This is a genomic window from Draconibacterium mangrovi, assembly GCF_010586825.1.
Classification (GTDB): Bacteria; Bacteroidota; Bacteroidia; order Bacteroidales; family Prolixibacteraceae; genus Draconibacterium; species Draconibacterium mangrovi.
Genome location: NZ_JAAAGB010000003.1, coordinates 313,092 through 338,931, shown reverse-complemented (window position 1 = coordinate 338,931; position 25,840 = coordinate 313,092). Strand labels below are relative to the sequence as shown.

General features: G+C 36.6%; 26 protein-coding genes. 2 read left to right on the top strand and 24 right to left on the bottom strand.

Translation table 11 applies throughout. From position 1 onward, the window contains the following. Positions 1-105 precede the first annotated feature (105 nt). The 7 genes from G4420_RS10860 to gmd all read right to left on the bottom strand — a co-directional run bounded on the left by G4420_RS10860 (position 106) and on the right by gmd (position 8,476). Complete coding sequence (locus tag G4420_RS10860; protein ID WP_204273655.1) at positions 106-939, bottom strand: glycosyltransferase family 2 protein; 834 nt, start codon at positions 937-939, stop codon at positions 106-108. Between the two features lie 77 nt (positions 940-1,016). After that, the gene (locus G4420_RS10855) at positions 1,017-1,739 is read right to left on the bottom strand and encodes a sugar transferase (RefSeq protein ID WP_163323667.1); all 723 of its coding nucleotides are present in this window, start codon (positions 1,737-1,739) and stop codon (positions 1,017-1,019) included. Positions 1,740-1,759: 20 nt separating this feature from the next. Then, positions 1,760-3,145 carry an exopolysaccharide biosynthesis polyprenyl glycosylphosphotransferase gene (locus G4420_RS10850; protein WP_163323666.1) on the bottom strand — a complete coding sequence of 462 codons (1,386 nt, stop codon included), beginning with the start codon at positions 3,143-3,145 and terminating at the stop codon, positions 1,760-1,762. Between the two features lie 606 nt (positions 3,146-3,751). Continuing rightward, the gene (locus tag G4420_RS10845) at positions 3,752-4,891 is read right to left on the bottom strand and encodes a GDP-L-fucose synthase family protein (RefSeq protein ID WP_163323665.1); all 1,140 of its coding nucleotides are present in this window, start codon (positions 4,889-4,891) and stop codon (positions 3,752-3,754) included. A gap of 269 nt (positions 4,892-5,160) precedes the next feature. Then, positions 5,161-6,321, bottom strand: coding sequence for an adenylyltransferase/cytidyltransferase family protein (locus G4420_RS10840; RefSeq protein WP_163323664.1), 1,161 nt, complete (start codon positions 6,319-6,321; stop codon positions 5,161-5,163). Positions 6,322-6,695: 374 nt separating this feature from the next. Beyond that, positions 6,696-7,085: a GxxExxY protein gene (locus G4420_RS10835; RefSeq protein WP_163323663.1), complete on the bottom strand. Its 390-nt coding sequence runs from the start codon at positions 7,083-7,085 to the stop codon at positions 6,696-6,698. A gap of 230 nt (positions 7,086-7,315) precedes the next feature. Further along, the gene (gene gmd / locus G4420_RS10830; protein ID WP_163323662.1) at positions 7,316-8,476 is read right to left on the bottom strand and encodes a GDP-mannose 4,6-dehydratase; all 1,161 of its coding nucleotides are present in this window, start codon (positions 8,474-8,476) and stop codon (positions 7,316-7,318) included. 1,630 nt (positions 8,477-10,106) lie between these two features. On the opposite strand from gmd, the gene G4420_RS10825 reads away from it, so the two are divergent. Further along, the gene (locus tag G4420_RS10825; RefSeq protein ID WP_163323661.1) at positions 10,107-10,817 is read left to right on the top strand and encodes a hypothetical protein; all 711 of its coding nucleotides are present in this window, start codon (positions 10,107-10,109) and stop codon (positions 10,815-10,817) included. A 252-nt stretch (positions 10,818-11,069) separates the two neighbouring features. On the opposite strand, the gene G4420_RS10820 is transcribed toward G4420_RS10825, so the two are convergent. The 16 genes from G4420_RS10820 to G4420_RS23550 form a co-directional block, all read right to left on the bottom strand. Then, complete coding sequence (locus G4420_RS10820; RefSeq protein WP_163323806.1) at positions 11,070-11,255, bottom strand: dTDP-4-dehydrorhamnose 3,5-epimerase family protein; 186 nt, start codon at positions 11,253-11,255, stop codon at positions 11,070-11,072. A gap of 86 nt (positions 11,256-11,341) precedes the next feature. Then, entirely contained in the window at positions 11,342-12,007 is a 666-nt protein-coding gene (locus G4420_RS10815) for a cyclase family protein (RefSeq protein ID WP_163323660.1), read from the bottom strand. Between the two features lie 5 nt (positions 12,008-12,012). Beyond that, positions 12,013-12,471: a YhcH/YjgK/YiaL family protein gene (locus G4420_RS10810; protein ID WP_163323659.1), complete on the bottom strand. Its 459-nt coding sequence runs from the start codon at positions 12,469-12,471 to the stop codon at positions 12,013-12,015. A gap of 3 nt (positions 12,472-12,474) precedes the next feature. Then, complete coding sequence (locus G4420_RS10805; RefSeq protein WP_163323658.1) at positions 12,475-13,545, bottom strand: 6-hydroxymethylpterin diphosphokinase MptE-like protein; 1,071 nt, start codon at positions 13,543-13,545, stop codon at positions 12,475-12,477. Between the two features lies 1 nt (position 13,546). Then, entirely contained in the window at positions 13,547-14,311 is a 765-nt protein-coding gene (locus G4420_RS10800; protein WP_163323657.1) for an HpcH/HpaI aldolase family protein, read from the bottom strand. Positions 14,312-14,354: 43 nt separating this feature from the next. Then, entirely contained in the window at positions 14,355-15,038 is a 684-nt protein-coding gene (locus tag G4420_RS10795) for an acylneuraminate cytidylyltransferase family protein (RefSeq protein ID WP_204273654.1), read from the bottom strand. Positions 15,039-15,110: 72 nt separating this feature from the next. After that, on the bottom strand, positions 15,111-15,563 hold the full coding sequence (locus G4420_RS10790; protein ID WP_163323656.1) for a YhcH/YjgK/YiaL family protein: 453 nt from the start codon (positions 15,561-15,563) through the stop codon (positions 15,111-15,113). A gap of 6 nt (positions 15,564-15,569) precedes the next feature. Then, complete coding sequence (locus tag G4420_RS10785; protein ID WP_204273653.1) at positions 15,570-16,649, bottom strand: AroB-related putative sugar phosphate phospholyase (cyclizing); 1,080 nt, start codon at positions 16,647-16,649, stop codon at positions 15,570-15,572. Further along, complete coding sequence (locus G4420_RS10780; protein WP_163323655.1) at positions 16,627-17,376, bottom strand: SDR family NAD(P)-dependent oxidoreductase; 750 nt, start codon at positions 17,374-17,376, stop codon at positions 16,627-16,629. Before G4420_RS10780 ends, G4420_RS10785 begins: the two co-directional genes overlap by 23 nt. 5 nt (positions 17,377-17,381) lie before the next feature. Continuing rightward, positions 17,382-17,987, bottom strand: coding sequence for a D-sedoheptulose-7-phosphate isomerase (locus G4420_RS10775; RefSeq protein WP_163323654.1), 606 nt, complete (start codon positions 17,985-17,987; stop codon positions 17,382-17,384). A 22-nt stretch (positions 17,988-18,009) separates the two neighbouring features. After that, entirely contained in the window at positions 18,010-19,002 is a 993-nt protein-coding gene (locus tag G4420_RS10770; RefSeq protein ID WP_163323653.1) for a Gfo/Idh/MocA family protein, read from the bottom strand. A gap of 3 nt (positions 19,003-19,005) precedes the next feature. After that, complete coding sequence (locus G4420_RS10765) at positions 19,006-19,929, bottom strand: phosphoglycerate dehydrogenase (RefSeq protein WP_163323652.1); 924 nt, start codon at positions 19,927-19,929, stop codon at positions 19,006-19,008. Next, the gene (locus G4420_RS10760; RefSeq protein ID WP_163323651.1) at positions 19,926-20,762 is read right to left on the bottom strand and encodes a glycosyltransferase family 2 protein; all 837 of its coding nucleotides are present in this window, start codon (positions 20,760-20,762) and stop codon (positions 19,926-19,928) included. The genes G4420_RS10765 and G4420_RS10760 overlap by 4 nt, the downstream gene beginning before the upstream one ends. A 4-nt stretch (positions 20,763-20,766) precedes the next feature. Next, a complete protein-coding gene (locus G4420_RS10755) occupies positions 20,767-21,873 on the bottom strand; it encodes a hypothetical protein (protein ID WP_163323650.1) in 1,107 nt (368 codons plus the stop codon). Between the two features lie 190 nt (positions 21,874-22,063). After that, a complete protein-coding gene (locus G4420_RS10750) occupies positions 22,064-23,497 on the bottom strand; it encodes a hypothetical protein (RefSeq protein WP_163323649.1) in 1,434 nt (477 codons plus the stop codon). Further along, positions 23,472-24,053 (bottom strand): hypothetical protein, encoded by a 582-nt coding sequence (locus G4420_RS23550; protein ID WP_394351200.1) that lies wholly within the window; start codon positions 24,051-24,053, stop codon positions 23,472-23,474. The genes G4420_RS10750 and G4420_RS23550 overlap by 26 nt, the downstream gene beginning before the upstream one ends. Here G4420_RS23550 and G4420_RS10745 point away from each other — a divergent pair. Beyond that, entirely contained in the window at positions 23,938-24,207 is a 270-nt protein-coding gene (locus G4420_RS10745) for a hypothetical protein (protein ID WP_163323648.1), read from the top strand. The genes G4420_RS23550 and G4420_RS10745 overlap by 116 nt on opposite strands. A 490-nt stretch (positions 24,208-24,697) precedes the next feature. Here the strand turns inward: G4420_RS10745 and G4420_RS10740 are convergent, their stop codons facing one another. Next, positions 24,698-25,789, bottom strand: coding sequence for a Wzz/FepE/Etk N-terminal domain-containing protein (locus G4420_RS10740; protein WP_163323647.1), 1,092 nt, complete (start codon positions 25,787-25,789; stop codon positions 24,698-24,700). Positions 25,790-25,840: the final 51 nt, after the last annotated feature.

Below are 25,840 nucleotides of genomic sequence, written 5' to 3'. Positions count from 1 at the left end.
GTTTTGTTTTTTAGCCTTATTGGCTAAGGCACGGATTACAAATCCGCGCCAGCGAAGGGCAGTAACGAAAGGATTCGAGCGGTAGCGGTGACTCTTCTAATCAGATCAGGAAACCTTTTTTTTCTTTTTGGAAGGTTTTAAGGCTTCTAATTTTGATTTTAGTTTGAGTTTATAATCCAGCTCCTGTAGTATTCGTTTGTTGGTTTTCCATCTGTGAGGATCATAAAACCATCCCCATTTATTAAAATAGCGAATGGTATTCACCATATGAATCATCATCATTCGGGCACTCTTGTAGGAGTGGCGGTGATGATAATGGGTGATCTCAACTTTTGGGTAGTAAATGGTCTCATAATGTTCATGAATTCTCCGGGAGAGATCAAAGTCTTCGGCATATAGGAAAAAACGTTCATCGAACAGCCCTACCTTTTTTAAGGCTTCCGTTCTGAAAAACATAAAACATCCCGAAAGGCAAGGGGCTTCAATGGTTGTATTGTACCCGTTAAAAGCCAACTGGTATCTTTTTCGTTTCTCCTTTAATATGTTCTCGGGTAAAAAAAGCCGGATAATCAGGTTCGACGGTGTTGGTAAAAGTTTGGCAAGGTATTGTACTTCTCCTCTAAGGTTTAATACCTTCGGCAGAAGCAAGCCGGTCTTCGGATGTTTTTTAAAGTATGAGATTATTTTTGGAATAACTCCCGGAGCGAAAAAAATGTCGGTATTTAGGGCCAGATGATATTCTGACCTATCCAAAATCTTCCGGATGGCTATATTGTGTGCTGCTCCATACCCCAGGTTCTTCCCCACAAAAATGTATTCAATTTTATTGTTTCGAATAACATTTTTTAATCGGTCATCAGGCGAATTATCCACAATAATAATTTTGGAAAAGATGTCTTCCTGCAATAAGGAATAACATACTTTTTCTAATTCTGCCATTGATGTTTTATATAGTACAATACTGGCTGTAATCATCATCTTCAGTTTTGTTTCGCGTTCACAATGCGTTCCTCTCTTTAATGGCCTCCACCTTTTAACACCACCAGCATTCCTTTTGCAATTACCCCCAGATCGGTAAACAAAAGTTTTAAAGCTGAATAGTGCAGATAACGGTGTATATATTCGTATTCGTAAACAGGATTTCCAAATTCCGGTGTTCCTTTACGAATGTGTCCATAACCCAACAAACCACCCCTGACTAATTTTCGGGTTACATTCCCTTGTGCCAGATCTCTTTCGTAATGGTGAACTGCCAGGGGGCGGGGCCCCACAAACGACATATCGCCTTTTAGAATAAGAAAGAACTGTGGCAGCTCATCAATATAAAATTTTTTTACAAACCGACCTAAAAATGTGCGGGCTTCCGGCATCCATTCATTCTGATAGGCATGCCAGTCGCCTTTGGCCTGCAGTTCTTTATCGATATATTTTTCTTTTATCAGCCGGATTTTCCACTTCTTAAACTTTTTTCCACGGCTCACCCCATAGTAGTAAAAAAACAGCGGCCCTTTGTTTTCTTTAACCACTAAACCTTCTATCCAGTTGGTCACTACTAAAAGCAAGAATACGGGCAAAGACAGTAAGACGAAAAAAGAAGCCAACAATTTATCAAAACATAATTTTGGGAAAGGAACTTTTAAGGGCTCCTTTAGCTCAAATATTTCCCTGTATCGTTTTTTTATCTCTTCAGTTGGCGGTTGATAGGGAAAAGCTCCTTTTGGTTCGGTTATCGTATTCATGTTTTGTCTATTGCTTTTTGTTATGCCGCATTTTTATAGGCATGTCGGCCAAACACCGTTTGCCATATAATTTTCAGATCCCAGGCGAATCTCCAGTTTTCAATGTATTCCATATCGGCTTTTACCCGGTTTTCCATGGCAGATAACTTTTTTGTCTCTCCTCGTAAGCCTTTTACCTGGGCCCAACCTGTTATTCCCGGTTTTACATAGTGCCTAACCAGGTAGTTATCGATAAGTGACGAATATTCTTCGGTATGTTTTAACATATGCGGGCGTGGCCCTACAACCGACATCTGCCCTGATAATACATTCAAAAACTGTGGCAATTCGTCGATATTGGTACGGCGCATTAAGCGGCCTAATTTAGTGATTCGGTCGTCGTTGGCTGTTGCCTGTTTGTCGTTGGCCTCGTTGTTTACCTTCATGCTTCTGAATTTTAAACACCTAAAGGTTTTATTATTGATTCCTGTGCGCTCCTGAACAAAAAAAACAGGCCCTTTGGAATCGAGTTTAATAAGGAGGGCAATTATGGGAAATAACCAGGAGAAAAGAAAGATACAAAGCGTTAATGAAAACACCAGGTCGAAAATTCTTTTCTGTACCCTTAAACCTACGCTGTCGAGCGGAATTTCCTGAGGGTTTATAACCACCATATTTCCTATCGATTCGGTGTTAAAACGATTCCGGAACCAAAGTTGGTTGGTAGGGATAAAATTTAAACGCACTCCTTTGCGGTTGCATATTTTTAGCACTTCCTTACCCTTTTTTTCAGCGTTTCCTCCGTTAAAAAACGAGATGGTATAGTATATAATATTGATATCGTGTTTGTCGATCAGTTCTTCCAGATCGTCGGGATGCCCCAGGTATTCTTCTTCAATATTTTCTTTTGAGCTTATAAAACCTGAAAAGCTGTACCCTAAACCGGGATTGCTGGTAATAATTTGTTGCAGCAACAAGCCGGTATCGTTATGGCCTATTATAGCGGCATGTAAGGTATTTAAACGTTTTCCGCGTTTAAATTTTAAATAGCGGTATATCAGCCAGTAGGCTACAATTTTTAGGAAATAAAACAAAAGGGCATATTTCCAAAAGAATAACTGGGAAAGATGTAATGGAACAAACAGGAGGTTGAAACTTGCAGCCACTATTATAAAAACCACTTGACGTTTGCTTATTCGCCATATCCGGTTTGCAAAGCTATCGCGTAAAAACAGGTTTCTTTTGGTAAATGCCAGGTAGCTGATTACCCAGGCCAGGTTACCATGTAATATATAGGTGCTCATCAGCCGGATATTACGCAGCGAGATATCTAAATCGATCCAGGCTACGAACACCAAAGACAGGTTCAGCAAAAACAAATCAAAGGCCAGGTAAGTATAAAGAAGCTCGGTTTCGCGGGATTTCATAGTTCAATTATCAAGTCTGTCTGTTTGTTTCAATCAACTTCATAGCCAACGAAAATAGAAAAAAATATTTGGGCTGCTGTTGATTTTAATCAAGTTTTACTTTGTGAATTTATGTCCGGTGTTTTGTTGCTGATTCTAACTGATTACAGGATTAACAGTTAGTGGTATTTTACGGGATGTCTTACTGTTAAAAAAACTGAAAACTCTTTTTGCCTTATTGGCTAAAGCACGGATTGCAAATCCGCGCCAGCGGTGGGAACTTTTATCCACGAATCGCACGGATTACACCGATTAGAATTTTTAATCTCGTAGAGGTTTAATATTTGTGGCCTCCAGACGCTCGCTAGCTCAGTCGGGACAGGCCGGGTTTTAAACCGGGGTAAATTAGAAGCATTTAAACGCGGCGCAATCAGTTGGTTGATCTGGTTTATTGGCCCCCTTTGTCTGACCACCCACATTCCTTACGCTGACATTTCCCCCATAGGGGGAAGAATAAGGAATATTTTATTTAATCGCGGCAATGTTGTATTGCGTTTATTGTTTATCAAATTGTCGTTACAAACGACCGATTGTAAACCCCTCGTTGCAAACGAGGGGGAGAGGATGTTAACCTCTCAGGTAATGTTCGTACATTAATTTTATACCTTCCTTCAGTTCAATATTGTGTTTCCAACCGAGACGATGTAACTTCGATGGATCGGTTAGTTTTCGCATGGTACCATCGGGTTTTGTTGTGTCAAAATTAATGGTTCCCTGAAAACCAATCTCCTTTTGAATAACTTCGGAAAGCTGTCTGATTGATATTTCCTTACCTGTTCCAATATTGATATGGGTATTGACCACCGCTCCTTCACATTCGGCTTTTACATCCTCAAAGTTCCTGTTCTCCATTAGAAACACGCAGGCATCTGCCATATCTTCCGACCACAGGAATTCGCGCATTGGTTTACCGGTTCCCCAGAGTTGGAGCGAGACTGTGAGATCGTGAGACTGTGAGATTGTGGGATTTTGAGATGGTGAGATTTCAGTATCTGTTTGTTCTGTCTTAATCCCGTATTTGGCCAGGATTCCAAGAATATCCTTCTCATCGGCTTTACCGTTAACTCCTTCTACCGGGCGACGATTCAGGTCTTCACGGATAGCATCCCAGTTGTTATCTTCCATGCATTTCGATAAATGGATTTTTCGAACCATGGCCGGCAAAACGTGCGATGTTTCCAGGTTGAAATTATCATTTGGCCCGTACAGGTTGGTCGGCATTACCGAGATAAAATTGGTCCCGTACTGCAGGTTATAGGATTCGCACATTTTTAAACCAGCGATCTTGGCAATGGCATAAGGTTCATTGGTATACTCCAGTGTGTCGGTTAACAGACAATTCTCCGGCATGGGTTGGGGGGCCTGTTTTGGATAGATACAGGTGGATCCCAGAAACAACAGTTTTTTTACACCATGCACATACGATTGGTGAATGACATTATTTTGTATTTGCAGGTTTTCGTAGATGAATTGCCCGCGATAAGTGTTGTTGGCAATAATTCCACCAACTTTTGCTGCGGCCAGAACCACGTATTCGGGTTTTTCCTGTTCAAAAAAATTGGCCACAGCCTGCTGGTTCATCAAATCCAGTTCTTCGAGGCTTCGGCCAATAAGATTTGTGTAGCCTTTGTTTTGAAAGTTTTTCCAAATGGCTGAGCCAACGAGGCCTTTGTGTCCGGCTATGTATATTTTTGCGTCTTTATTCATCATTATATTTTTTGGTCCACTGATTTCACGAATTACACTAGTTTTTTACTGAGAGAGTTGAGTACTGAGCACTGAGACTTTGGGAATTTGAGCACTGAGCGCTGAGATTTTGGGACTGTGGGCACTGAGACTGTGAGACTGTGGGCACTGAGACTTTGAGCACTGAGCACTGAGACTGTGAGAATTTATTTAAAGCGTCTCTCACTCTCTCACTCTCTCTCCGTCTCATAGTCTCATCTTCTCAAGGTCTCGTCCTCTCATCGTCTTTCTTACAGTCCTGTTTCTTTTCTCCTGATTTTTATTTTCATACTTCCTTTAGGTTGCTGGTCGGCTACCAAAATCATGTAGCCACCACCACCGGCTCCGGCTAGTTTCCATGCCAGGGCCTGATCTTTGTAGCTATCGATTACTTTTTCAATCTCCGGATTTAGCATGGCCGGGAACATCGTTGTTTGTGCTTCGAATGATTGTTTAAAGTACCGGGCAAACTCTGTTAAGTTTTTGTCGAGGATTGCTTTCCATGCACCATCAGCAGCATTGGACAAAGCTTTTACATTTTCTTCTGAAATGTAAGTTTCTTTCAGCAGGTCGGTGCCTGCAGGACGCGGCCAAAGTAACACCATAAACAGGTGTTCTTCCAGCCAGTCGAGTATGTCTTCATCATGTACCGACTCAAACTGTTTAGGCCAATACGCGTTGTCGTAATAATGACGTACCAGTCCGGGCATACAGATCCCGATAGCATCCTGTGCTCCAGATATCAGCGTTGAGCCTGGCGTGTTTTCAAATTTAAAAAGTATTTCTGCCAACTTTTGTGGTTTCTCCAGTGGCAGATAGTAGGGCCAGATCTTCTTGGCAGCATTACGTGTTGAAGTGCTCATGCCGCAACGTTCGTTGTATTCGATAACCGGCTCCAGCGATAAGGTAATTGCCCAACCCGGATGGTATTTCGACACATAAGGCTGATCGATCCATGTGCCTGCCAGGTCGATACGGTAGGGCAGGGTACAGTTATCCCCGGTGCGGATTGAGGTTGTTGATCGCGCAGGCAATCCGGCATCAGGAATGCGCTCCAACACCTTCAGTTCTATGCCCAGCGAATCGCACAATTCCTTTTTTGTGGGTGAATAACCATCTTCATTTACGACAAAGTAGTCGGGCTTGAGTTCTATCAATTCATTTTCAAAATCCATAATACCGCTGCCACTGTTCACAAATGCTTCGGTAACATATTTAACGGATTTTACCATATACAAACGTTCCTGCTCGCTGTTAATGGTGTGTCGTCCTTTCAGGTCGGCTACTGTTTTATCCGAGCCAAGTCCCACATACACATCACCGTACGCTGAAGCCTCTTTAAAAAAGGCCACATGGCCACTGTGCAACATATCGTAACAGCCGGAGACGAAGACTTTTTTATTATTATTCATTCTTTCTTAATGCGGTTTGTTTAATACTGTGCTAAGTGTTTTATCCACGAATTGCACGAATGACGCTAATTTATTTTTAAAGATAATTCACGAATTAGAACACCAATCTTTTGTATTGAAGACTAAAGCTTCCAGACTTGATCAATTATTCTAACTGAAAGCCAGTAGCTTTCTTCCTTGTCTATCAAAGATGTTTTTTTCAGTAATATATTGATTCGTCCATTAAACTTTAGGAAATTCGATCTATCTCATCTGCAAATTTCCTCTTTCGTGAAATCTGTGTAATCCGTGGACAATGCGGTTTGTTTAATGCAGAGTTTAATTGTTTTATCCACCAATTGCACGAATGACACTAATTCTTTCTATTACACCAATTAGAGAACCAGTCTTTTGTATTGAAGACTTGAGCTTCCAAAGTTGATCAATAGTCCTAACTGAAACCCAGTAGCTTTTAAATAATTTAGTACCTGAGCTGAATGATCTCCATTTAGTTTATTTAGTGCTTTTAATTCGATGATAATGGAATTATAACATATAAAATCAGCGATATATTCTTTGTTTAGCCTGACCCCTTTGTAATGAATATTAAGTTTTTCTTCCTTGTTGAAAAGAATACACTGTTTTGAAAACTCAATGGCCAGTGCTTCCTGATAAACAGCTTCCAAAAATCCACAGCCCAAAGTTTTATGAACTTCCATACAGGCCCCAATTATTTTGTAGCTTTCTTCCTTATATAAAAGTGGTGGGTTTTCCAGTAAATCCATATCGACAGTGAGTTATGTGATTCACTAATTTCACAAATTACACGAAAATAGTTTCATTAGATTAAGATTAATAAAGTAATCTTTAACTGTATTGAATAGCTACAGCATTGCAGTCGTTGCATAGATTCTTCCGTAAATCGTCAACTTTCTAATTATTAAAATATAATCTTATAAATTGATTTACCTCTTAACACATTAGTGAAATTCGCGAAATTCGTGGATACAAGAAACTACTCGAAGTAGTTCAGTGTTTGATATCCGCCTTCCTTCAGGTAGCAGTCCTTTTGCATTAATTTGATATCGGATTGCATCATATCTTTCACCAGACCATTCAGGTCATACTCCGGCTTCCAGCCAAGAACGGTTTGTGATTTGGTTGGATCACCGATCAGCAGATCAACTTCGGTGGGGCGGAAGTATTGCGGATCCACTTCAACGATCTCTGCTTTCGAAGCTATTTTCTCCTTGATAGCAGATAAATATTTCTCTCCGACTTTTTCGCAGAAGATTCTTTCATCCACCGCTGTGATTACCCCTTTTTCATTCACTCCTTCGCCACCGAAAACGATTTCCAGACCCACTTCTGCTCCGGCCATTTTTATAAAGTCGCGAATGGTGGTGGTGATACCTGTGGCAATTACATAATCATCCGGCTGGTCCTGCTGAAGGATGAGGTACATGGCTTTGATGTAGTCTTTGGCATGTCCCCAGTCGCGTTTACTCGACAGGTTACCCATATATACTTTCTCCTGCAAACCCAGGGCAATACGGCTCATGGCACGTGTTACCTTACGGGTAACAAAAGTTTCACCACGTTGCGGACTTTCGTGATTAAACAGTATACCATTGCTGGCATGCATGTTATAGGCCTCGCGATAGTTTACCGTTATCCAGTACGCATACATTTTTGCTACGGCATAGGGTGAGCGCGGATAGAACGGTGTTTTTTCGCTCTGAGGTACTTCCTGTACCAGACCATACAATTCAGAAGTAGATGCCTGGTAAATACGAGATTTCTCCGTAAGTCCAAGCAGACGAACAGCTTCCAGAATACGCAATGTGCCAATTCCATCGGCGTTGGCTACATACTCAGGAGTATCAAAACTCACTTTTACATGGCTCATCGCTGCCAGGTTATAGATCTCATCGGGTTGTACCTCCTGAATGATCTTGGTGAGGTTCATACTGTCGGTGAGGTCGCCATAGTGTAAAATAAGGTTGCGGTTCTCCACATGCGGATCCTGGTAGAGGTGATCAATACGGTCGGTGTTAAACAGTGATGTACGGCGTTTGATACCGTGAACAATATATCCTTTTTTTAAGAGGTACTCTGCTAAATAACCTCCGTCTTGTCCGGTGATACCTGTTATCAGGGCTACTTTTTGTGTCATGATTGTATTTTCAGTTTGTTATATTTTATTTTTTGTTTCTCGGGGTTGTTAAGGTGTAAATGCTTTTGTTTTGTCCACCAATTGCACGGATTACACGAATTAGCATGGTAGTGGACACTGTAACATGGGACTGCGAGCACTTAGACTGTGAGCACCGGGACTTTGGGCACTGAGACTATGAGCACTGGGACTTTGGGCGTTGAGATTTGAAGGATTGAACACTGAGACTTTGTGACCGTGGTCAAGTTTCTCACAATCTCGCTCTCTCACCGTCTCACCGTCTCCTCTTCTCACGCTCTCACCGTCTCATTTTTCTCATCGTCATATCATCTAACCCTCTCATGTTTTCCGCTATGTCGTCCCTACGGTACTTAATTTCATGGTGTATTCTGTTTTTACCAATATTTCTTTCCTGCCGGGACTTTTTATCCACTAATTGCATGGATTACACGAATAAGATTGAAATTGTTTGTTCATGATTTTAACACCTAGAGGCTGAAAAATGCTTAAAAATTGTTGGTATAAAAGAAACCTTATTGTCTAAGGAAAACCTTAGTAGCCAATTGGTAAAATAAGATTAAAACCTTATTAATCTTATTTATTCACTCTGTCGGTACTGTTTTGTTGCGGTCATCTGTTTTTGCGCTGTTTCGTTGTTTCGGTAACTTGTATTTGCTACCCCTGACCCCTAAAGGGGGACTTTTCAACGTGATTTGCAAAGGGCTCTTGATCTGACACAATTTGAAATTGACTTTTATTGGGTAAACCTTCAAGGTTTTTTGGAAACGCTTGAAGGTTATTATAACAAAAGAAAACCTTATTTTCTACGAATAACCTTAGTAGCTATATGGTAAAAATAAGATTAAAACCTTATTAAGCTTATTTATTGTCGCTCCGATAGTACAATTTCACGGCATTCAGTTTTTACGCTGTATTTTCTTAACGACAAACTACAAATGATGTAGAGGAACATTTTTACCAGTGCGAAATACATTTCCAGTAGTGCGAAGCCATCTATTGGTTGCGCGGAAGCCTCTTTGTATGACGCGCTGTCAGTTATGTGTTGTGCGGAGCCTTCTTTACCTGACGCGGAGTCAGATTGAGGTGACGCGGAGTCAGTTTTGTATGACGCGCTGTCAGCTTTCAGTCGTGCGAAACACATTTTATGTAGCGCGAAGTTATCTTTTAGTGCCCCAAGGTTGATTAAAAGCTCCCGGAGGTCATTTATCCCAGACGAATTGTGGTTTTGATGGTACACCTAGTGGCTTTAACCATTAGAATACTGAATTTTTACCTTGTTATACTTTACCAATCGTATTAGTTGAATTAATGAGTATAAGTGGTTTTTATTTGCTTGTAAAATTTATTACTTATTGATTTTGATTCGAGTCAAATGGTTGATTAATAGATAAAAATGATTGAATTAACTGTTTAAATATTTTGTTAATAGCGTGTGTCACTGTAAATTGTATAAAAATCAATTAACAGCCTTTACTTACACAATGACTAAATGTTTTTAAAAACCCGACAATACAATCGCTAAACGAGTTTATTTCCCTTACGATTCCCTCTGGTTTTAATGCATTCCATTGTTAATGCCGGCTAATGTTTAACTTTTAAATTTTCTATTATGACTTTAAATCAGATCAACAAGATCAGAATGTTTGGAGCAACAAACGTAGTGTTAACCAGCAACTCTTCCTTGTATGCCTCGTCGGAAGTACTTCTCCTGAAGCAGCAAAAGCTTGCGGCGAACCTGGCTGAGCTGGAAAGCTATCGTCAGGTACAGGAACAGAACACCTCGGGTTTAACACTCAGTAAAGAAAACCTTCGTGAGGATGTGGAGAACCTGATTTTACGTATTTCAGTTTCGCTGGTAGCCCATGCCACGGCTACCGATGATATTAATTTAAAACAAATGGCCAGGTATACGCCATCGAAACTGGCAAAAATTTCGGATGTGGTATTGTGTGATATTGCCGCGAACATGATTCGTATGGCAACACCTGTTTTGGCCGGACTCGAAGTTTATTTTGTTACGCAAGCGGAGCTGGATACTTTGCAGCAAAAAACGGCTGATTTTAAAATTTCCATTCCGCAAAACCGTGTAGCTACCAGCAGCCGAAAAGCATCAACGGCGACTATCGACCGCCTGATACGGGAAACAAACAATATTCTCAGGGATGAAATTGATCCATTAATTCAACCTTTCCAGTTTATTCAGCCCGATTTTTACCGGCAGTACAAAAACGCGCGTATCATTATTGATTACACCGGCCGAGGCCCAAGAACCGAAGCCGCAGAACCGGTTGATGCTCCTGAGCAGCCAACAGAACGCTAATTAGAGAGGTCCTTCGGGGCCTTTTTTTTTGATACTTTGGAACTCAATAGCAAAAATTGCTTCAAAATATACAGACTCACCCTGATTGTGCCTTCGACACAATCGTCCCTCTCTATCAATAGAGAGGGAGTGAGGGAGAGTTGACTGACAACTGTTTTGCTTTCATCACTTTAGCTGACCACCAGAAATCAAAAATGTTTTATCCTCCAATTTCACGGATTACACCAATTGGATGGTAATGGTTTGTTCTAACTACTTATAAACGTTTTCTCCCGAAAATGAGGCATAGTCAAAATGACTGATGTCTTTTAACAATGGATGTTGTGTATCTTTTTCTGATAACTGAATGGCTGCTTCCGGTATCTGCCAGTTTATACCGATGGCAGGATCGTTCCAAAGAATTCCTCCGTCATATTCCGGTGCGTAAAAAACGTAGATGACTAATGGTTTCTAATAACATATACATCATGTATTTTTACTTAATGTAAATATCTGAAGACAAGGGGCGATTAAAAGAGTTGTAATTATATCTCTGCCATTACCGTTCCCGGACCACCATTCCCATTTTCTACTCGTATTGGAGCAACTAATACTTTATTGATCTTATCTTTTATATTCATTAATGACATATCTTCGATTATCCATATACCGTCCCTGTCTGCCTCCGGTTTCAAGAGAACCTGATGAGCTTTTTTCCCCTCGGCTTTAAACAGGGGAGAGGTTAGTGAGATAAAATCAAATCCAATGCACCTTAAGCTTTTAAATTTTTCTCTCCAGAGGTGGCACAGATCTGAGGCAATTCCAGGATACTTCATCCAATAGTCGTCATTTGCTCTTTTGTTTTCAAATCCGGTTCTTATTAATAACAGGTCTATGTTCTCGTTTATAGTATTCCAATCGTAGGAGTCTTTATCAATTAATATACCTTCGTTACAATGGATATCAATTAATTGGACCTTGTTAAAAAGAAATGAGTTCGCATCATAGTCTTGCATTTGTTTCCCATTATTATAAAAGTGATAGGGAAGATCGATGTGCGTTCCGAAATGATTGTTTGAAAATGACCATGAAGATGTATTGGCTGTATCTCCCTTGTTTATTGAGGTATTGGGTGAAATTTCGAATTTATCCCTATTCCCATATGAGGGAGTTTTGTCAGAAAGAATGTGTGAGAGGAATATATACTCCATGAATATTAAGAATTAACAGGAACTTTTACGACTACTTTTTTTATAAACTCCGGATTTTCAACACAAAGTTGTGGTGCATGGGCATCATTTGGGAAAAACAAAGCGAAAATATCCTTACCTGTATCAATAAAGGTATTTTCTCCAGGTCCCTGAAAAAATGTTCGGTCATTTTCACTGTCATACTCAATAGTTGGATTTAATTTTGGAGATAGAGGAGTCCACTGAATACGTTCTCTGCCTCTTAAACAGTATTGAATATCAATAAACTTTTTGTGTGCTTCCCATCCGTATTGAAAAGTTTCTCCTGTTTCATATTCCATAACATGTGCTATTAAACCTGGAACAATCTCGTATGAACCAACCGGAGTATTTTCATTTAAAGTTTTTATAAAATCGAAACTCTCTTTAAAATATGTGTTTATTTTAAAATATATGAAGCAACTTTTAAGTGTATCTGTAATCATGTTTTATCTTTTTTTGAAAATGTATTTTCCTTTATAAGGTCCAAACGGAATATGGGTTTGAATGGCAACCTGCATGAATTCAGCAAGCATTTCCACATCCACCGAGAATAAACTCATTTTTTTTACGAATTCATCGATGTTTTTAAGGGATGGGATTTCTTCGATACATTTATTAAAACTAGTATACAATTGATCGGGAAAAACCATTCTCATATATAATCTTTCTTTATCTTCTTCTGTATACTGAAATAATGAACAATAGTCGATACGCTGAAATGATTCTAATTTACCCCCGACTCCTGCATTAATAACTTTGATACCGAGATTAGCAAAAAATTTCCGTCCAATATCAAATTGTTCCAACATTTCATGTACTGTCGGATTATGATAGCGACGTCCTTTTCCAAAATATCTCGGGTCGAAATGATTGGGATCATCATCTTTTACTGCTTTCCATTCTCTGGAATTACTTTTTTGTACTTTTTGTTCACCAAACGTCATGTCAACTCCCAGAAGATATATTTCCGCGAATCCTAAATAGGCAGCAATTTGCATTCCCGCATTCACAACTGTTTTATTTATTCCACACCTAGGTAAATCGGTTCTAAACTCTGGAATATCTGTATTTAGGTAAAAAACATTATTATGAGTTCCAATTCTCTTTCTAAAATTTACATTAGATGGGTGAAGATCCGGAAAAAAAGCATAGGTAACTTTAGGTAGTATTTCTTTTTTTACTTCTGAATACATGTCTTTTATTAACAGGTCATCAGTCATTACATAAAAGTTAGGTGTCCAATTTAATCTTTCTAACATCAGATTAACCCTGTTAAAACACATTGTATACTCATCTTTTAAATAATGAAGTTGAGTTTTATTCAAACTCGGGCCATTACCCAGAATAAAAATTCGTTTCCCTTTATATTTATTTTTAAGCTTATCCCATTCTCCAAAATCTTTTTTTAGATAAAGGCGTTTCAACTTAACCAATGAAAAATTATATAAGCGTTTTATAAACACAAATAATCCATCATTCTTTAGAATATTACTGGCCTTAAGAATAAAGCTATTCATATTATTCTATGATTTTCTTCATTTGTAATTCGGCATTCTTACCCATAAAGAGGAAATCAGTACTAAATGCAATAAAATTATATCCTTCTTCGATTTTCTCTTTTAATTTCATGCTGTCCGGATCAATAACATGAAATCCCATACTTTTTTTATTTTTCTGACAAGCAGCTTTGAATTTTTCAAGTGCTGTTTTAACGTCTGCTCGTTCATATTCTCCAGGATATCCCATTGATCCGGATAAGTCATATGGTCCAATTATCACACCGTCAATGCCCGGAGTTTGGATAATTTCCTCAATGTTGTGGATTCCATCAATGTGCTCAATCTGTGCAATCAGAACAGAGTTTTTATCTACCCATTCTTTATATTCATTAAATGCATATCCATATTGTTGAGCTCTGTTCAAGCCCACACCGCGTTTCCCAACTGGCGGGTATTTGGCAAATTCAACAGCTTTTCTTGCATCATCTGCATTTGAGACCATTGGCACAATAACACCATTTGCTCCGGCATCTAAAACTCTTTTTATGATAACTTCTTCATTTTTACTTACACGGACCAGAGCAGCCATATCATAAGATTGTATTGATGCTATCAGGTTTTGTGTGATGGTCAAATCCAGAGTTGTATGCTCCAAATCAATTGTTAACCAATCAAAACCTGCATGTGATAAAATTTCTATTACCGAGGTGTGCCCAATAGTAATCCAGCTTCCAATTGTTAACTCATTTTTTGAAAGTTTTTCTTTCAATGGATGGTATTTCATAAAGATTCAGTTAAATGAAAAAAATTGATGTATGTAAGGAAAATTAGAGTTTAATTTCTCCGGAATGAAATTTCGATAACAAGAATTCTGCCCAGTGAAAGTCTGTCATGGTATCTATATCTGCAGCTTCTAAACCACTGATTGGATACATCATGGGATTTGCGCCCAATCTGTTTTTAATCGAATGGTTTGTCTCTTTGGAGAAGATATAGAAACAAGAGTTTTCTTCATAAATGGGTTCTAGATCCTGCGTTCGGATCAAATGTTTCGGGTCGTGATTAATACCTTTTCCGTTTTTCCAGTAAAACCGGGTCTGAACAGGTGTTACCGAAAATAGAGCATCATGCTGATTTTGATTAAAAAAGTCTTCAATGGCTTTATCAATTGTTTCTGGTTGTACCATTGGGTTTGTGCTATGAGTCTGAATAAAGAATTGGTTTTCAGTCTGCTCAATATCATATTCAATTAGTGGCTGAATACTCACCATATCTCCAAGAAGAAAATCAGGCCTTTCCAAAATTTTCACCTTTTTGAAGATCGAAACACTATCAGCAATTTCTTTGGAGTCAGTATTAACCAGAATTTCCGTTACGTATTTGGATGCAGTTAAACTTTCAAGAATCCAATGGCAAGCAGGTTTTCCATTTAACAGACGAATATTTTTATTGGAAACTCTCTCGCTATGACCCTTCATTGGTACAAGAGCCGTTATTTTAGGTATTTTCATTTATAATTGTTTAATAAAGCTCCGCTTTTATTGCTTTAAAAAATGTTTAGATAGAGTCGGAACTTGTTGGGTTTAAATGGACACTTTTACAGTAATTTTTTTTATTATCTCAGGTTGTCCGACATAATGCTGAGGACCATGCCCATCTTCAGGAAACATGATTGCAAAAATCCCGTTGCCAATTATTACTTCTGTTCCAAACTCGTAAGGATCTTTATAAAAAGTGCGGTCTTTAACAGGATCATATGGAATATTAATATTCATCCCTTTTATTGGCGACCATTTTATACGTTCATATCCTTTTATTGAATATTGTATGTCAATTACATGATTATGGGCTTCATAGCCTCTCTCAAAATTCTCAACAGTACTGTATTCCGTAACGATAGCTTTCACATTATCGTTTATTGTATAAGTTCCAACTTCAATATCTTGTTTTGCTTCTTGTATAAATTTTAAACCTGCATAAATATCTTCTGAAATATGCTTGTAGGTATCTATATGATCTATTTGTCCAAGTATCATTAGGTATTATTTTAGTTCTTTTTCGAAATATTCAGCGATCCATGATTTGAAGACATCATCGGCATCCATGACATTTTTAAAAATATTTCCGTAACCTTTGTTCAAAATGAGGCCTAACTTAGTACCCACATTCTTTTTATCTTTACTTAGGGCTTTTAAGAATTGCTCCTGATTTAAATCTTTTATAGAATATTCTTTATTAATCGGATCGATTACAGCTTTTATTTCATCCCTTATTTCATGCGAAATGAAACCCATTTTTACGGAAATATAATTTGACATATCCATTCCGAAGCTAACAGCTATACCATGCGGCACCTTGTAACTGGTAAGAGATTCAATGGCATGACCAAAAGAGTGTCCATAATTAAATACCTGTCTTATATTTTGATCGAACTCATCAACTTCAATATATCCTTTTTTAATCTCTAAACTTCTGTTTATTAGCTGAGCCAGAGCATCTTTATCTGTTAAGGCATGCAGATACAACGAACGATACAGTTTAAAATCTTCTTCGCTTGATACAATAAAGTAGTGTAACATCTCGCCTAATCCGGATTTTAACTCTGCATCGGTCAAGGTAGTTAAAAATTGAGGATTAATAAAGATGTTGTTTGGAGGGTAAAAACCTCCAACCTGATTTTTATATTCGCCAAAATTAATTGAGGTTTTACTTCCTATACAACTATCGCACTGTGCAAGTAGGGTAGTAGGAAAAAATAACCAGTCCACTCCCCGGTACATAATAGAAGCCATAAAGGCAGTAACATCCTGTGTTATTCCTCCTCCAAGGGCAACTAACCGGTGGTTTTTTCGGAAACCATTTTTTATCAGGTAGTTTATGATTGGTTCCACTCCCTGGTAGCTTTTTTGCTTTTCATTTGCATCAATACCATAAAACTGATAGTTGTTCAGAATATCTTTCAGCTCTTCTGAATACAATTCTCTTATTTTATTATCGATAATTATAAAATCGCCATCTCTTAAATTTTCTTTCAGTACTTTTTGAGTATTCTCAATAAATTGTACCTCATAATCATGTATTATTGATTTTACTTTAAAATTATACATCTGTATATCCTCCATCAATTACTAAATTTTGTCCCGAAATGTATGAATTCAGGTCACTAACTAAAAATAGAACACCATTCGCCATTTCTTCCGGCTGTGCCATTCGATTTTGAGGAATCAAATTGGAAATTCGTTCCAAATCTTCTTTGGTATTTGTGGTATAGGTCAGCTCGGTTAAAGTAAAGCCGGGACTTACCGCATTAACCAATACATTGTGTTTGGCCCATTCAACCGACATGGTCTTGGTTAATCCCAACAATCCCATTTTTGTTGAAGCATAAACAGAACGACCTGGTCGGGTTACAACGCTCCAAATAGAAGCGATGTTAACGATTCTTCCATAATTGTTTTTGGTCATTTTTTGGGCTGCGGCCTGACTCAGTCGAAATGGTCCTTCTAAATTAATCTTTTGAAGTTTTTGGTAATCCATAATATTGGTTTCCAGTACTTCGGAAATAATATTTATCCCTGCATTATTTACAAGAATATCAATTTTATCCATGCCAGAAATAAAAGCACAAAATTGATCAACGGATGAGGTTGAACTTAAATCAAGTTGTATATATGAAAGGTTTGGATTTGTTGATTCCTCATTAAGGTGTGTTATTTCTTTTAGTTTGGTACCGGTACAAATAACTTTTGCGCCTGCTTCAAGCAATTTATCGGCAATAGATTTGCCAATGCCCCTGGTTCCTCCTGTTACAATTGCAGTTTTTCCGGTTAGATCTATTTGTACTGCCATAGTATTTAATTTGCAGGGATTGCCAAAAACTCTTCATCTTTTGCGAGATAGTTTACAATCAAATGATCTAATATCATATGAATATCTTCGATGGGACCATAATCTTTATCCTTATTGGGAACAAATAAGGATATATCTGATAATTCCTTTAACTTACCTCCTTTAAATCCCACAAATGCGATCGTTTTTCCTCCAAGTTCCTTTGCATATTCAGTTGCTTTTACAACGTTAGTGGAATTACCGCTTGCTGAAATAGATAATAATACGTCACCTTTTTTAAAGACTCCTTTCATTTGTTCTACAAAAATATCATCAAACGAATTATCATTACCAATGGCAGTCATTAACGGAATATTATCGGTGAGTGCTTCTACCTTTGGGCGAAAATCTGTAAAGTACCGAACAAAGAACCTGAAGTCGGCTTGCATATGAGAAGCAGTAGCAGCACTACCGCCATTCCCGGCGATATAAACAGTGTTGCCATTCTTAAACGCATCGACCATTGTTGTGACGACCTCATTTAATTCATCAATATCGATTAGGTTCAATAATTCGATTACGCTAGCTTTATAATCAGTCAAATGTTGTAACAGTATTTCTTTTCTTTTCATCATTGTATTATTAAGATTATTATTAAAAATCTGCCTGAGCATAACATTTATCAATGATGCGCATCAGTTTTTGCGCATCTGTAGAGTTACCTATTCCAACAGCGGTATCGTTTTCAATGGCATCAATAAAATGTTTCATTTCATATTTCCAGCTGTTGTTGCCTTTGTATGTAATACGTTCTTCATCTTCCCAGGTAGCTGCCGGAGCAGCTGTACGGCTTTTGGCAATCGATAAAACTTCTTCACCGTAAGACATGGACGATGTAATCAATCCATTTAGAACCATATATCCTTTTTCAAGAAAGATTTCAAGAGAGAACAGGTGACGCCACTGCGTCATTGTTGAGTGTAAAGATGCAGCCATCCCGTTGGCAGTATTTTTTAAAATTACAAAAGCGTTATCTTCTGTATCCATTTGCCAATATAAGTTAGAAACTTCAGCCATTACCTTGTCAAAATCTCCTCCAAGGTACAGGAAAAGGTCGAGCATGTGAATGCCCTGGTCAAGCAGTATACCTCCACCGGCTAATTCCTTTTTTGAGCGCCATTCTTTATAATAATCCGCAGTTACACTTTTCCCATATCGCCCACGCATCCAAATTACCTTTCCATAGGTTTCACTGTCAATCAGCTCTTTCATTTGTATGATACTGTCGTGGTGTCGGTGGTTAAAACCATACATTAGTTTTTTCCCTCCGCTCAACTGTTCAGCAGCCCGGATTTCCTTTATATCTTTTTCAGTAAATGCCGGTGGTTTTTCGCAGAATACGTGTTTGCCTGCATTTAATGCCGCTACCGCTAATGGTTTATTAAGATAATTTGGTGTACATATGATTACAATATCAATTTCAGGGTGATTGATTATTTCATCGTGAGAAAGGTTTGGAACGCCAGCCGTTTGTGCTACTTCTCCTGGTTCGGAGATAGCGATTAGTTCGCAGTTCCCAACTTCCAGGAGTGCTTCATGGCGTATTTGGCCCATTTTGCCATAACCTATAATTCCAACTTTGTGCATGGTTTATTTTTTTAAAACATCAATTAAATTCTGACAGGCATCAATTTCCATCTGTAACTTCCCTTCACTGGCATAAGATCCAAGATGTGGAGTTAAAATTATATTTTCCAATTCACATAACTTACCATCATATGGTTCTTTTGAGAATACATCCACAGCTGCAGAGGATAATTTTCCTGAAGTTAATGCGTTGTATAAGGCTTCCTCATCAACAACTCCTCCTCTGGCAATGTTTACCAGAAAGGATCCATCCTTCATTAAATCGAATTCTTTTTTACTTATTACCGGAGTTTTATCTGCATTGCCGGGAATATGTAAGGTAACAATATCAGCACTTTTCAATACCTCTTCAAATGAGGCCAGTTCAACTCCATTTTCTTTAGCCCAAACTTCATCAGGATATAAATCGAAACCAATAACCGGATTTTTAAGGCCCCGAAATAACTCCGTAACCATTCGGCCAATACGTCCCAAACCAATAACTCCAATCTTCTTATCCAAGATTAGATTGCCGATTTGTTTCTTCCATTGTTTTTGTTTTAAGGCAGCATCGGCTTGTGGAATTTTGCGTAACATCGATAGGGTCATTGCCAGCGTTAATTCTGCAACACCCCGTGTAGGTCCGTCCGGTGTATTCACGACTACAATCCCTTTTTTCTTGGCATAATCAAGATCAACACTATCCATGCCAACACCAACACGGCTGATGCATTTTAGGTCAGGAAGTGCATCCATTACTGTAGGGGTTAATGGCTCAACTCCGGCAACGATTCCAATACATTCTTTTGCCAATTCAATGACTTCGGCTTCGGTAAGTTTACGACCGTATGGATTGTTAATTACTTCATAGCCCGCGTCTTTTAGCATTTCAAAGGGTTGTGGGCCTACTTGCCCCATTGAAGATGGAGAGGTTAGTACTTTATTCATTGTTTGATAATATTTTTATTTAAGTAAATAAGATGCTTTAATAACATGGTAAGACGCCATAAGGGCGTTTTACTGTGTTTCTTATGAAATCTAGATTCAATTTTAATATTATATCTGGATTGTATTTTATTTAGGGAGGATCTATAATTTTTAAGTTCCATTTTATGATTAAAACTTGAATGTTCCGTTTTATTGAAAATTACCAAGTTTGTTTTGACAGATAGTTTGAAATTAGACTCGTGGGCTCTTAGAGTAAAATCAAGATCTCCATAATACTGCGGAAAATTTTTATTATCCCAATAGCCAATTTCTTCAATTACTTTAGAGGGAATAATGGTTCCCATACCCGTTAAACAATTTGTTTTATTCGGGTATACATCTTTGGTTAAGTGCCTAACATATCCAAAATACTTATTATAGAATGCACCACAAAACCAATTTTTATTAGTTGTTTTATCTTTTACAAGAGATCCAATTAGTTCATTCTTTTCCGCCTGATTAAGGTAATGTATCAAAGTTGAAAAATAATCTGAGGATGGTTCAACATCATCATTCCACAATATGATATAATCAGCATTTAATTTATTAATTGCGTATTTAGCTCCTATGTTTATAGCACCAGACCACCATAGACTCCCATCTCCTTTCAAAATAATTACATCTGGATAATTGAATTTTACCCAATTCTCTGTTCCGTCAGTTGAACCGTCATCAACTAAAATTATCGAATAATCTATATCTTTATTTGGTTCAATTGCTTTTACTAAGTGTTTTAAACCTTCTTTTGTAATTTCAATTCTATTATGAACGGGAATTAGTATGCAAATATTCATATGTTCATGATCTTTTAATTAGTGCAGGGATATACGAATGAGTTAAAGAACTATACTTTGTACCTTTTGATTCACCAAATCTTAATAGTTGTTCAAAATATTTACAATGTTCTTTGTAATGTCCAGAGTATGAGCGATCTCTGAAGAAGGAGGGGTGTGTATTGTACACCGAATCCATTAAAGATGTTAATTGCACCTTTTCGTTATGTTTCCAAAAATAATTCTCTTTTTTCCCTCTTCCATCTGCTCCAATTATATAAACTTTTGAAGATATTGCACTAGCCAATGGTATCATTATAAATGTAATAATACTGCCTGATGGTTTAACTGCTAAGTTCGTTTCATCAGGGATATTTATGCATTGATTAAATGATAGTCCAATAATTCTATTTTTTAACCTAGGGTAATGTGTCAGCATTAGGGGAACTGTAGCTTGGGGGACGGCTATATAACAATTGTACTTTTGTACAGTTGATAAAACTAAATGCCGAAATTCACTGGCATATAGATTTGAGCTAAAATGAAATGCTGGATCTGCAAAAGTTATAATATCTGGTCCTCCTATATGATCTAAAAATTCTGTATCCTTTATTATTGTGTTACAGACAATTTTTATGCTGTTTTTGTTCAGGTTAATTTCTTTGTATCTAGAAAAAGAAGGGCCTGTGACGAAAATGTAAGATTCATTTTTATCATGGTGTACCTGTTTAAATTTATTGAAGTTAGCTTTTGAAATTTCCTTATATTCTTGTTTTGTAGTTTTATCTAATAAATTGTAATAGGAAAATTTCATATGATTGGATTCAGCTAAAGAGTAATATAATGGATCAATCATTTCAATTTTATGGAAATTCTTTGATAAAAGAAGCTTAATAATAGCCTTATATTTATATATCAATATGTTTGTTGAGATTTTCAAAAGGTTATTTAAATCATCTAGTGGTACTATTTCAATATTCGATGATTTGAAGTTTATATAATTCTCTTGGTAAGGCAAATTACATGGATCAGATTCATCGAACAATAAATCACTTGATATATAAATTTTGAATTTGGGATCATTTGCATACATCCATGATAGTCGATTATAGACATCAATAAGTTCATTCATGTCAGTAATTTTTGGATATACAACTAGTTTTGGGGATTCTTTATTCGATTTGATAAAAAATAAATATCTATTAATTTGTTTGTATAAATTAACCAATCTATTTAACAAACCACGAAACGCGATAATAATTACGTTTCTTTTTCCATAAACTATTCGATTAATTTTTTTCATGTTTTGAGAATATATATTACTAGATAATTTTCAGTATTAAGTATACTAAGAGGATAATAAACGGGAAAAGATTAGCTCTAATTTCGAATTTGATGAGAGAAGTAGAAATATTTTTTGATGTAAAATATAATGAGTAAGGAACATAAAATGCTGAATAAGCAATTATCATTCCGATAGGAAAGCTATAAACATCAAATGTATTCAATAAAAAAATACTTGTTAGTAAATATATAGTTCCTGAGATTAAATCACTTATATGTGATTTGACATCGTGAGTGGTCATGTAGAATTGAGAGTGCATGCCTCCAATTCGGTGAAGAAAGTTTCCTAAAACCAGCAATGCCCATAAATCACTCTGTGGAAAATTAATTTCGCCAGGTAAATATTGGAAAATGAAAGGTCCTATAATAGCCAAGCAAATGGTTAAGACTACAAAAAATATACTTCCATAAAACATATTTTTTTGAGCAACATTCTCCCATTCTTTGAATTTGCCACTCGAAATAAGGTAATTTAATTTTGGAATCTTACTATAGAAGGGGGCTTGACTAAATGATCGAATTACATTAATAAATTTTAATGCTAGCAAATATTCTGCTAAATCAGCAGAATTAGACATTTTAGAATATATTATACCGGTTAAATTTGTAACCCCAAAGGATGCAAAAGTTGATACTCCACTTTTCCATGCAGGTTCCCAAATATCAAGAAATATCCTTTTTTCGAACCTATAATTGTTTAATTTCATCAGAGGTATATCATTATTATTGGCCTTCCTTCTTAATATGAATAAATTGGGAATAAACCATACTTGGTTAGCAAATACCAACCATCCAAGGTCCAATCTGAGAAGTGCTGCAATTGTTGTAGATATTAATGATAAGAATGAGGTTATACCTTCAATTTTTTTTACGTCAGCAACTTTATTTAATCCAAGTAAGTAGTTAGAGTAGATTCTGCTATAAAAATTTATTATTGTAAAGGCTATAATAAAGATCCATCCAATCCATGCACTTCTAACATTCTCTACATTTGTAATGTTTGATTTTATGACTACAGATAAAATAAGATAAACTACAAGAATTATAATACACAAAAATAGATATGTGGTATTCATAACACCAATGATATTTTTCATTAATGAAAAATTTGGTTGCAATGGTGTTAAGTTATTACTTGCTGTATTAGCAGATTTTATATTAATTATCTTTTTTAAACTTGTACTACCAGAGTATGCGTAACCAATTACTCTTATAAATGTATTGTAGAATCCAAAATCTGCTAAAAGTTGCATTGATATAAATAATGAAAATAAATACCATAATGCAATTTCATTTGTGGAATAATTATCTAACAATATGGGGAGCGTAATAACGAAACTTAGAGGTTTAGATATTAAACTAAACCACGTCATTATAGTAGGAGAGTTAAGTACTTTTTTTATTGTACTCATACGTATATTTTGCTAAGAAAACTAAATTTGTTATAAAAAATATTTCGGAAAAATATCCACTCAATAATATTGTTTCATTTGCACCTACCAAAAACAAAAAGAATATAGTTGCCACGGAAAATCTTGAAATTCGATCAATCGGAATCTTGTTTCTTACAATTATATTGAACATTGTGACAGAATAAATTATCAATAATATTAGTCCCCGGTCATGATAAAGTTGAAAAACGGTATTATGAAAATGGTTGTGTTGAAAATCACCTTGTCTTATGATGATAGGAGGGTCGAAATAGAAAAGATTCTTGAAATTGAATCTTTCAAAAAACTCAATTGATTTACTCCAAAAAATAATTCTTGGATTTTTAGAAATATCTACAAGGTCATTATTCCTGCCCATGATTGCCACGAATAAATCCGATTGGAATAAGCTATTAAAATAAGTGAAAACTGAAGCAGCCACAAATGGGAATAGAAGTGAAATAAAAAAGATTGAACTCCTTAAAATTTTACGATTCAGAATTTTTATGGAAAAAAAAAGAATGGTGAAAATTAACATTATAATTGGACCTCTTTTATTAAGCATGAAAAGAGCACCAAAAACTAAAAGTATAAAAATTGTTTTTATGATGCCAGAGGATTTATTTGATGAAAATGTATGGTATAACAAAAAAAGACTTAAAAATATTGGTAAATCAAGATTTGTAATTTGAAATCCAATCTCGTCTCTACTTAATCCACCAACATCTATCGTGAGTCCATTTTTTAAATAACCCAAAATAAAGATGATGATAATGATATAAGTACCTCGTATAAAATAATGATAATAATTATTAATGTTTTCTATGGTGCAACTAAGAATTATTAAAAAGAAATTCAACATGAAAAAATATCTTAGAATTGCACTTTTGCCCATTCCTGCGTTAAAAATATATATAGTTGATATTATTATATAATAAAGAAATATGAGATATGTTTGTATATTGCCCTTTGGAGAAATTGTGAAAATTGTTAGAAATGACAAGGCAACATATACAACTATGATAATAATTGGTTGTAAATGCCAGGTTGAGTACAACAGTAATGGTAGTAAGAATAAATATATTTTATGAAAAACACTAGCTGACAATTTCATTATGAAAAATTGTTTAAAATAGAATTTTACTCAACAGATTCAACCTTCTCAAAGTCAGTATTTTTTCATTAGACTAAATCTTCCTCACTATTCCATTTCTTTTTAAAAGTTGCTAAAAGCTCCTTTCCAAAGATCCATCCAATACAAAAAAATACTCCTAGAAATACAAATACAATGAGTATCGCAAATCCACTTGTATTGTCTTCCAAAGGAACAGTAACCGGTTTTAATACCGAAAATACGGGGGTATCTTCTTTCACTTGTATACGTGCTTGTTCCAATTGTTGAGCTAAGCCTGAATATACATCAAATGCCAGCTGGTAATCGCTTTGCAGTCTTTCTTCCTGGGTACGGGCCAAGGCAGAAGTAACATTTTTGTTTTTATCGCGGAATTCAGCCAGAGCAGCCTGGGCTTTTTCAAATTCCTTTTTATTGTCGTTATAACGTTCTTCAATAAAATTCAATTGTGCTGACGCTTTCTCGATTTTAAAAGTGGTAATGTACTGTTGCAACATCTCCAGTGCTTTTTGCGTTATCTGAGCAGCAAGATTGGGATCAGTTGTACTAGCCGACAGGGTGAGGAAACCATCTTTATCGTTAACTTCGAGTTTGACTTTCTCACTGAGCATTTCCCTAATTTCGTCCTGTTCTTCTGTGAGGGTGAAGTACTTGCTGGTTGTAGTATTTTGGGATATCTCCTCATCTCCTTTAATGGCCTTAATAATTACCCCTGGTAGTTCGATAGTGTATTTTTTCAGTCCCTCAAGAAATCCGGTTTTTTTTACTTTGGTGTAGTAGGTGTAGATACTCAACGAGTCTTGTTGTTGGGGAAAACGAAAGGAGGTATTCATGAGTTCAAGCTGAAAGGGCACGCTATTTAGAATTTGGGGGTAGACCATTGGAGAGAGTTGAGTACTTCCTGTCATATCATTAAGGTTAAAACCTGCCATGGCAGCCAGAGAGGATAAACCTCCCAATTTGATAGAACTATCATTGATTTGGGGAACCACAATGGTAGAGGCGGTGTATTCTTTTGGGCTTAACAGAGCTGTCGCTACTCCCAGAACCATAAAAACGATTACTGTTTTTAATATGAATTTTCGTCCTTCCCATAAGGCCTTTGTCAGAGCGATTAAATCTATCTCGTCATCATTAATCATATTGATATTGTTTATGTCTTCTGTCATTTGATTTATGTTTGTTATTGCTCT

What these genes read in the sequence shown, in the direction of transcription:
- G4420_RS10860 (WP_204273655.1), bottom strand. Translation starts at nt 939, where the DNA reads ATGGCAGAATTAGAAAAAGTATGTTATTCCTTATTGCAGGAAGACATC.
- G4420_RS10855 (WP_163323667.1), bottom strand. Translation starts at nt 1,739, where the DNA reads ATGAATACGATAACCGAACCAAAAGGAGCTTTTCCCTATCAACCGCCA.
- G4420_RS10850 (WP_163323666.1), bottom strand. Translation starts at nt 3,145, where the DNA reads ATGAAATCCCGCGAAACCGAGCTTCTTTATACTTACCTGGCCTTTGAT.
- G4420_RS10845 (WP_163323665.1), bottom strand. Translation starts at nt 4,891, where the DNA reads ATGAATAAAGACGCAAAAATATACATAGCCGGACACAAAGGCCTCGTT.
- G4420_RS10840 (WP_163323664.1), bottom strand. Translation starts at nt 6,321, where the DNA reads ATGAATAATAATAAAAAAGTCTTCGTCTCCGGCTGTTACGATATGTTG.
- G4420_RS10835 (WP_163323663.1), bottom strand. Translation starts at nt 7,085, where the DNA reads ATGGATTTACTGGAAAACCCACCACTTTTATATAAGGAAGAAAGCTAC.
- gmd (WP_163323662.1), bottom strand. Translation starts at nt 8,476, where the DNA reads ATGACACAAAAAGTAGCCCTGATAACAGGTATCACCGGACAAGACGGA.
- G4420_RS10825 (WP_163323661.1), top strand. Translation starts at nt 10,107, where the DNA reads ATGACTTTAAATCAGATCAACAAGATCAGAATGTTTGGAGCAACAAAC.
- G4420_RS10815 (WP_163323660.1), bottom strand. Translation starts at nt 12,007, where the DNA reads ATGGAGTATATATTCCTCTCACACATTCTTTCTGACAAAACTCCCTCA.
- G4420_RS10810 (WP_163323659.1), bottom strand. Translation starts at nt 12,471, where the DNA reads ATGATTACAGATACACTTAAAAGTTGCTTCATATATTTTAAAATAAAC.
- G4420_RS10805 (WP_163323658.1), bottom strand. Translation starts at nt 13,545, where the DNA reads ATGAATAGCTTTATTCTTAAGGCCAGTAATATTCTAAAGAATGATGGA.
- G4420_RS10800 (WP_163323657.1), bottom strand. Translation starts at nt 14,311, where the DNA reads ATGAAATACCATCCATTGAAAGAAAAACTTTCAAAAAATGAGTTAACA.
- G4420_RS10795 (WP_204273654.1), bottom strand. Translation starts at nt 15,038, where the DNA reads ATGAAAATACCTAAAATAACGGCTCTTGTACCAATGAAGGGTCATAGC.
- G4420_RS10790 (WP_163323656.1), bottom strand. Translation starts at nt 15,563, where the DNA reads ATGATACTTGGACAAATAGATCATATAGATACCTACAAGCATATTTCA.
- G4420_RS10785 (WP_204273653.1), bottom strand. Translation starts at nt 16,649, where the DNA reads ATGGAGGATATACAGATGTATAATTTTAAAGTAAAATCAATAATACAT.
- G4420_RS10780 (WP_163323655.1), bottom strand. Translation starts at nt 17,376, where the DNA reads ATGGCAGTACAAATAGATCTAACCGGAAAAACTGCAATTGTAACAGGA.
- G4420_RS10775 (WP_163323654.1), bottom strand. Translation starts at nt 17,987, where the DNA reads ATGAAAAGAAAAGAAATACTGTTACAACATTTGACTGATTATAAAGCT.
- G4420_RS10770 (WP_163323653.1), bottom strand. Translation starts at nt 19,002, where the DNA reads ATGCACAAAGTTGGAATTATAGGTTATGGCAAAATGGGCCAAATACGC.
- G4420_RS10765 (WP_163323652.1), bottom strand. Translation starts at nt 19,929, where the DNA reads ATGAATAAAGTACTAACCTCTCCATCTTCAATGGGGCAAGTAGGCCCA.
- G4420_RS10760 (WP_163323651.1), bottom strand. Translation starts at nt 20,762, where the DNA reads ATGAATATTTGCATACTAATTCCCGTTCATAATAGAATTGAAATTACA.
- G4420_RS10755 (WP_163323650.1), bottom strand. Translation starts at nt 21,873, where the DNA reads ATGAATGAACTTATTGATGTCTATAATCGACTATCATGGATGTATGCA.
- G4420_RS10750 (WP_163323649.1), bottom strand. Translation starts at nt 23,497, where the DNA reads ATGAGTACAATAAAAAAAGTACTTAACTCTCCTACTATAATGACGTGG.
- G4420_RS23550 (WP_394351200.1), bottom strand. Translation starts at nt 24,053, where the DNA reads ATGTTAATTTTCACCATTCTTTTTTTTTCCATAAAAATTCTGAATCGT.
- G4420_RS10740 (WP_163323647.1), bottom strand. Translation starts at nt 25,789, where the DNA reads ATGATTAATGATGACGAGATAGATTTAATCGCTCTGACAAAGGCCTTA.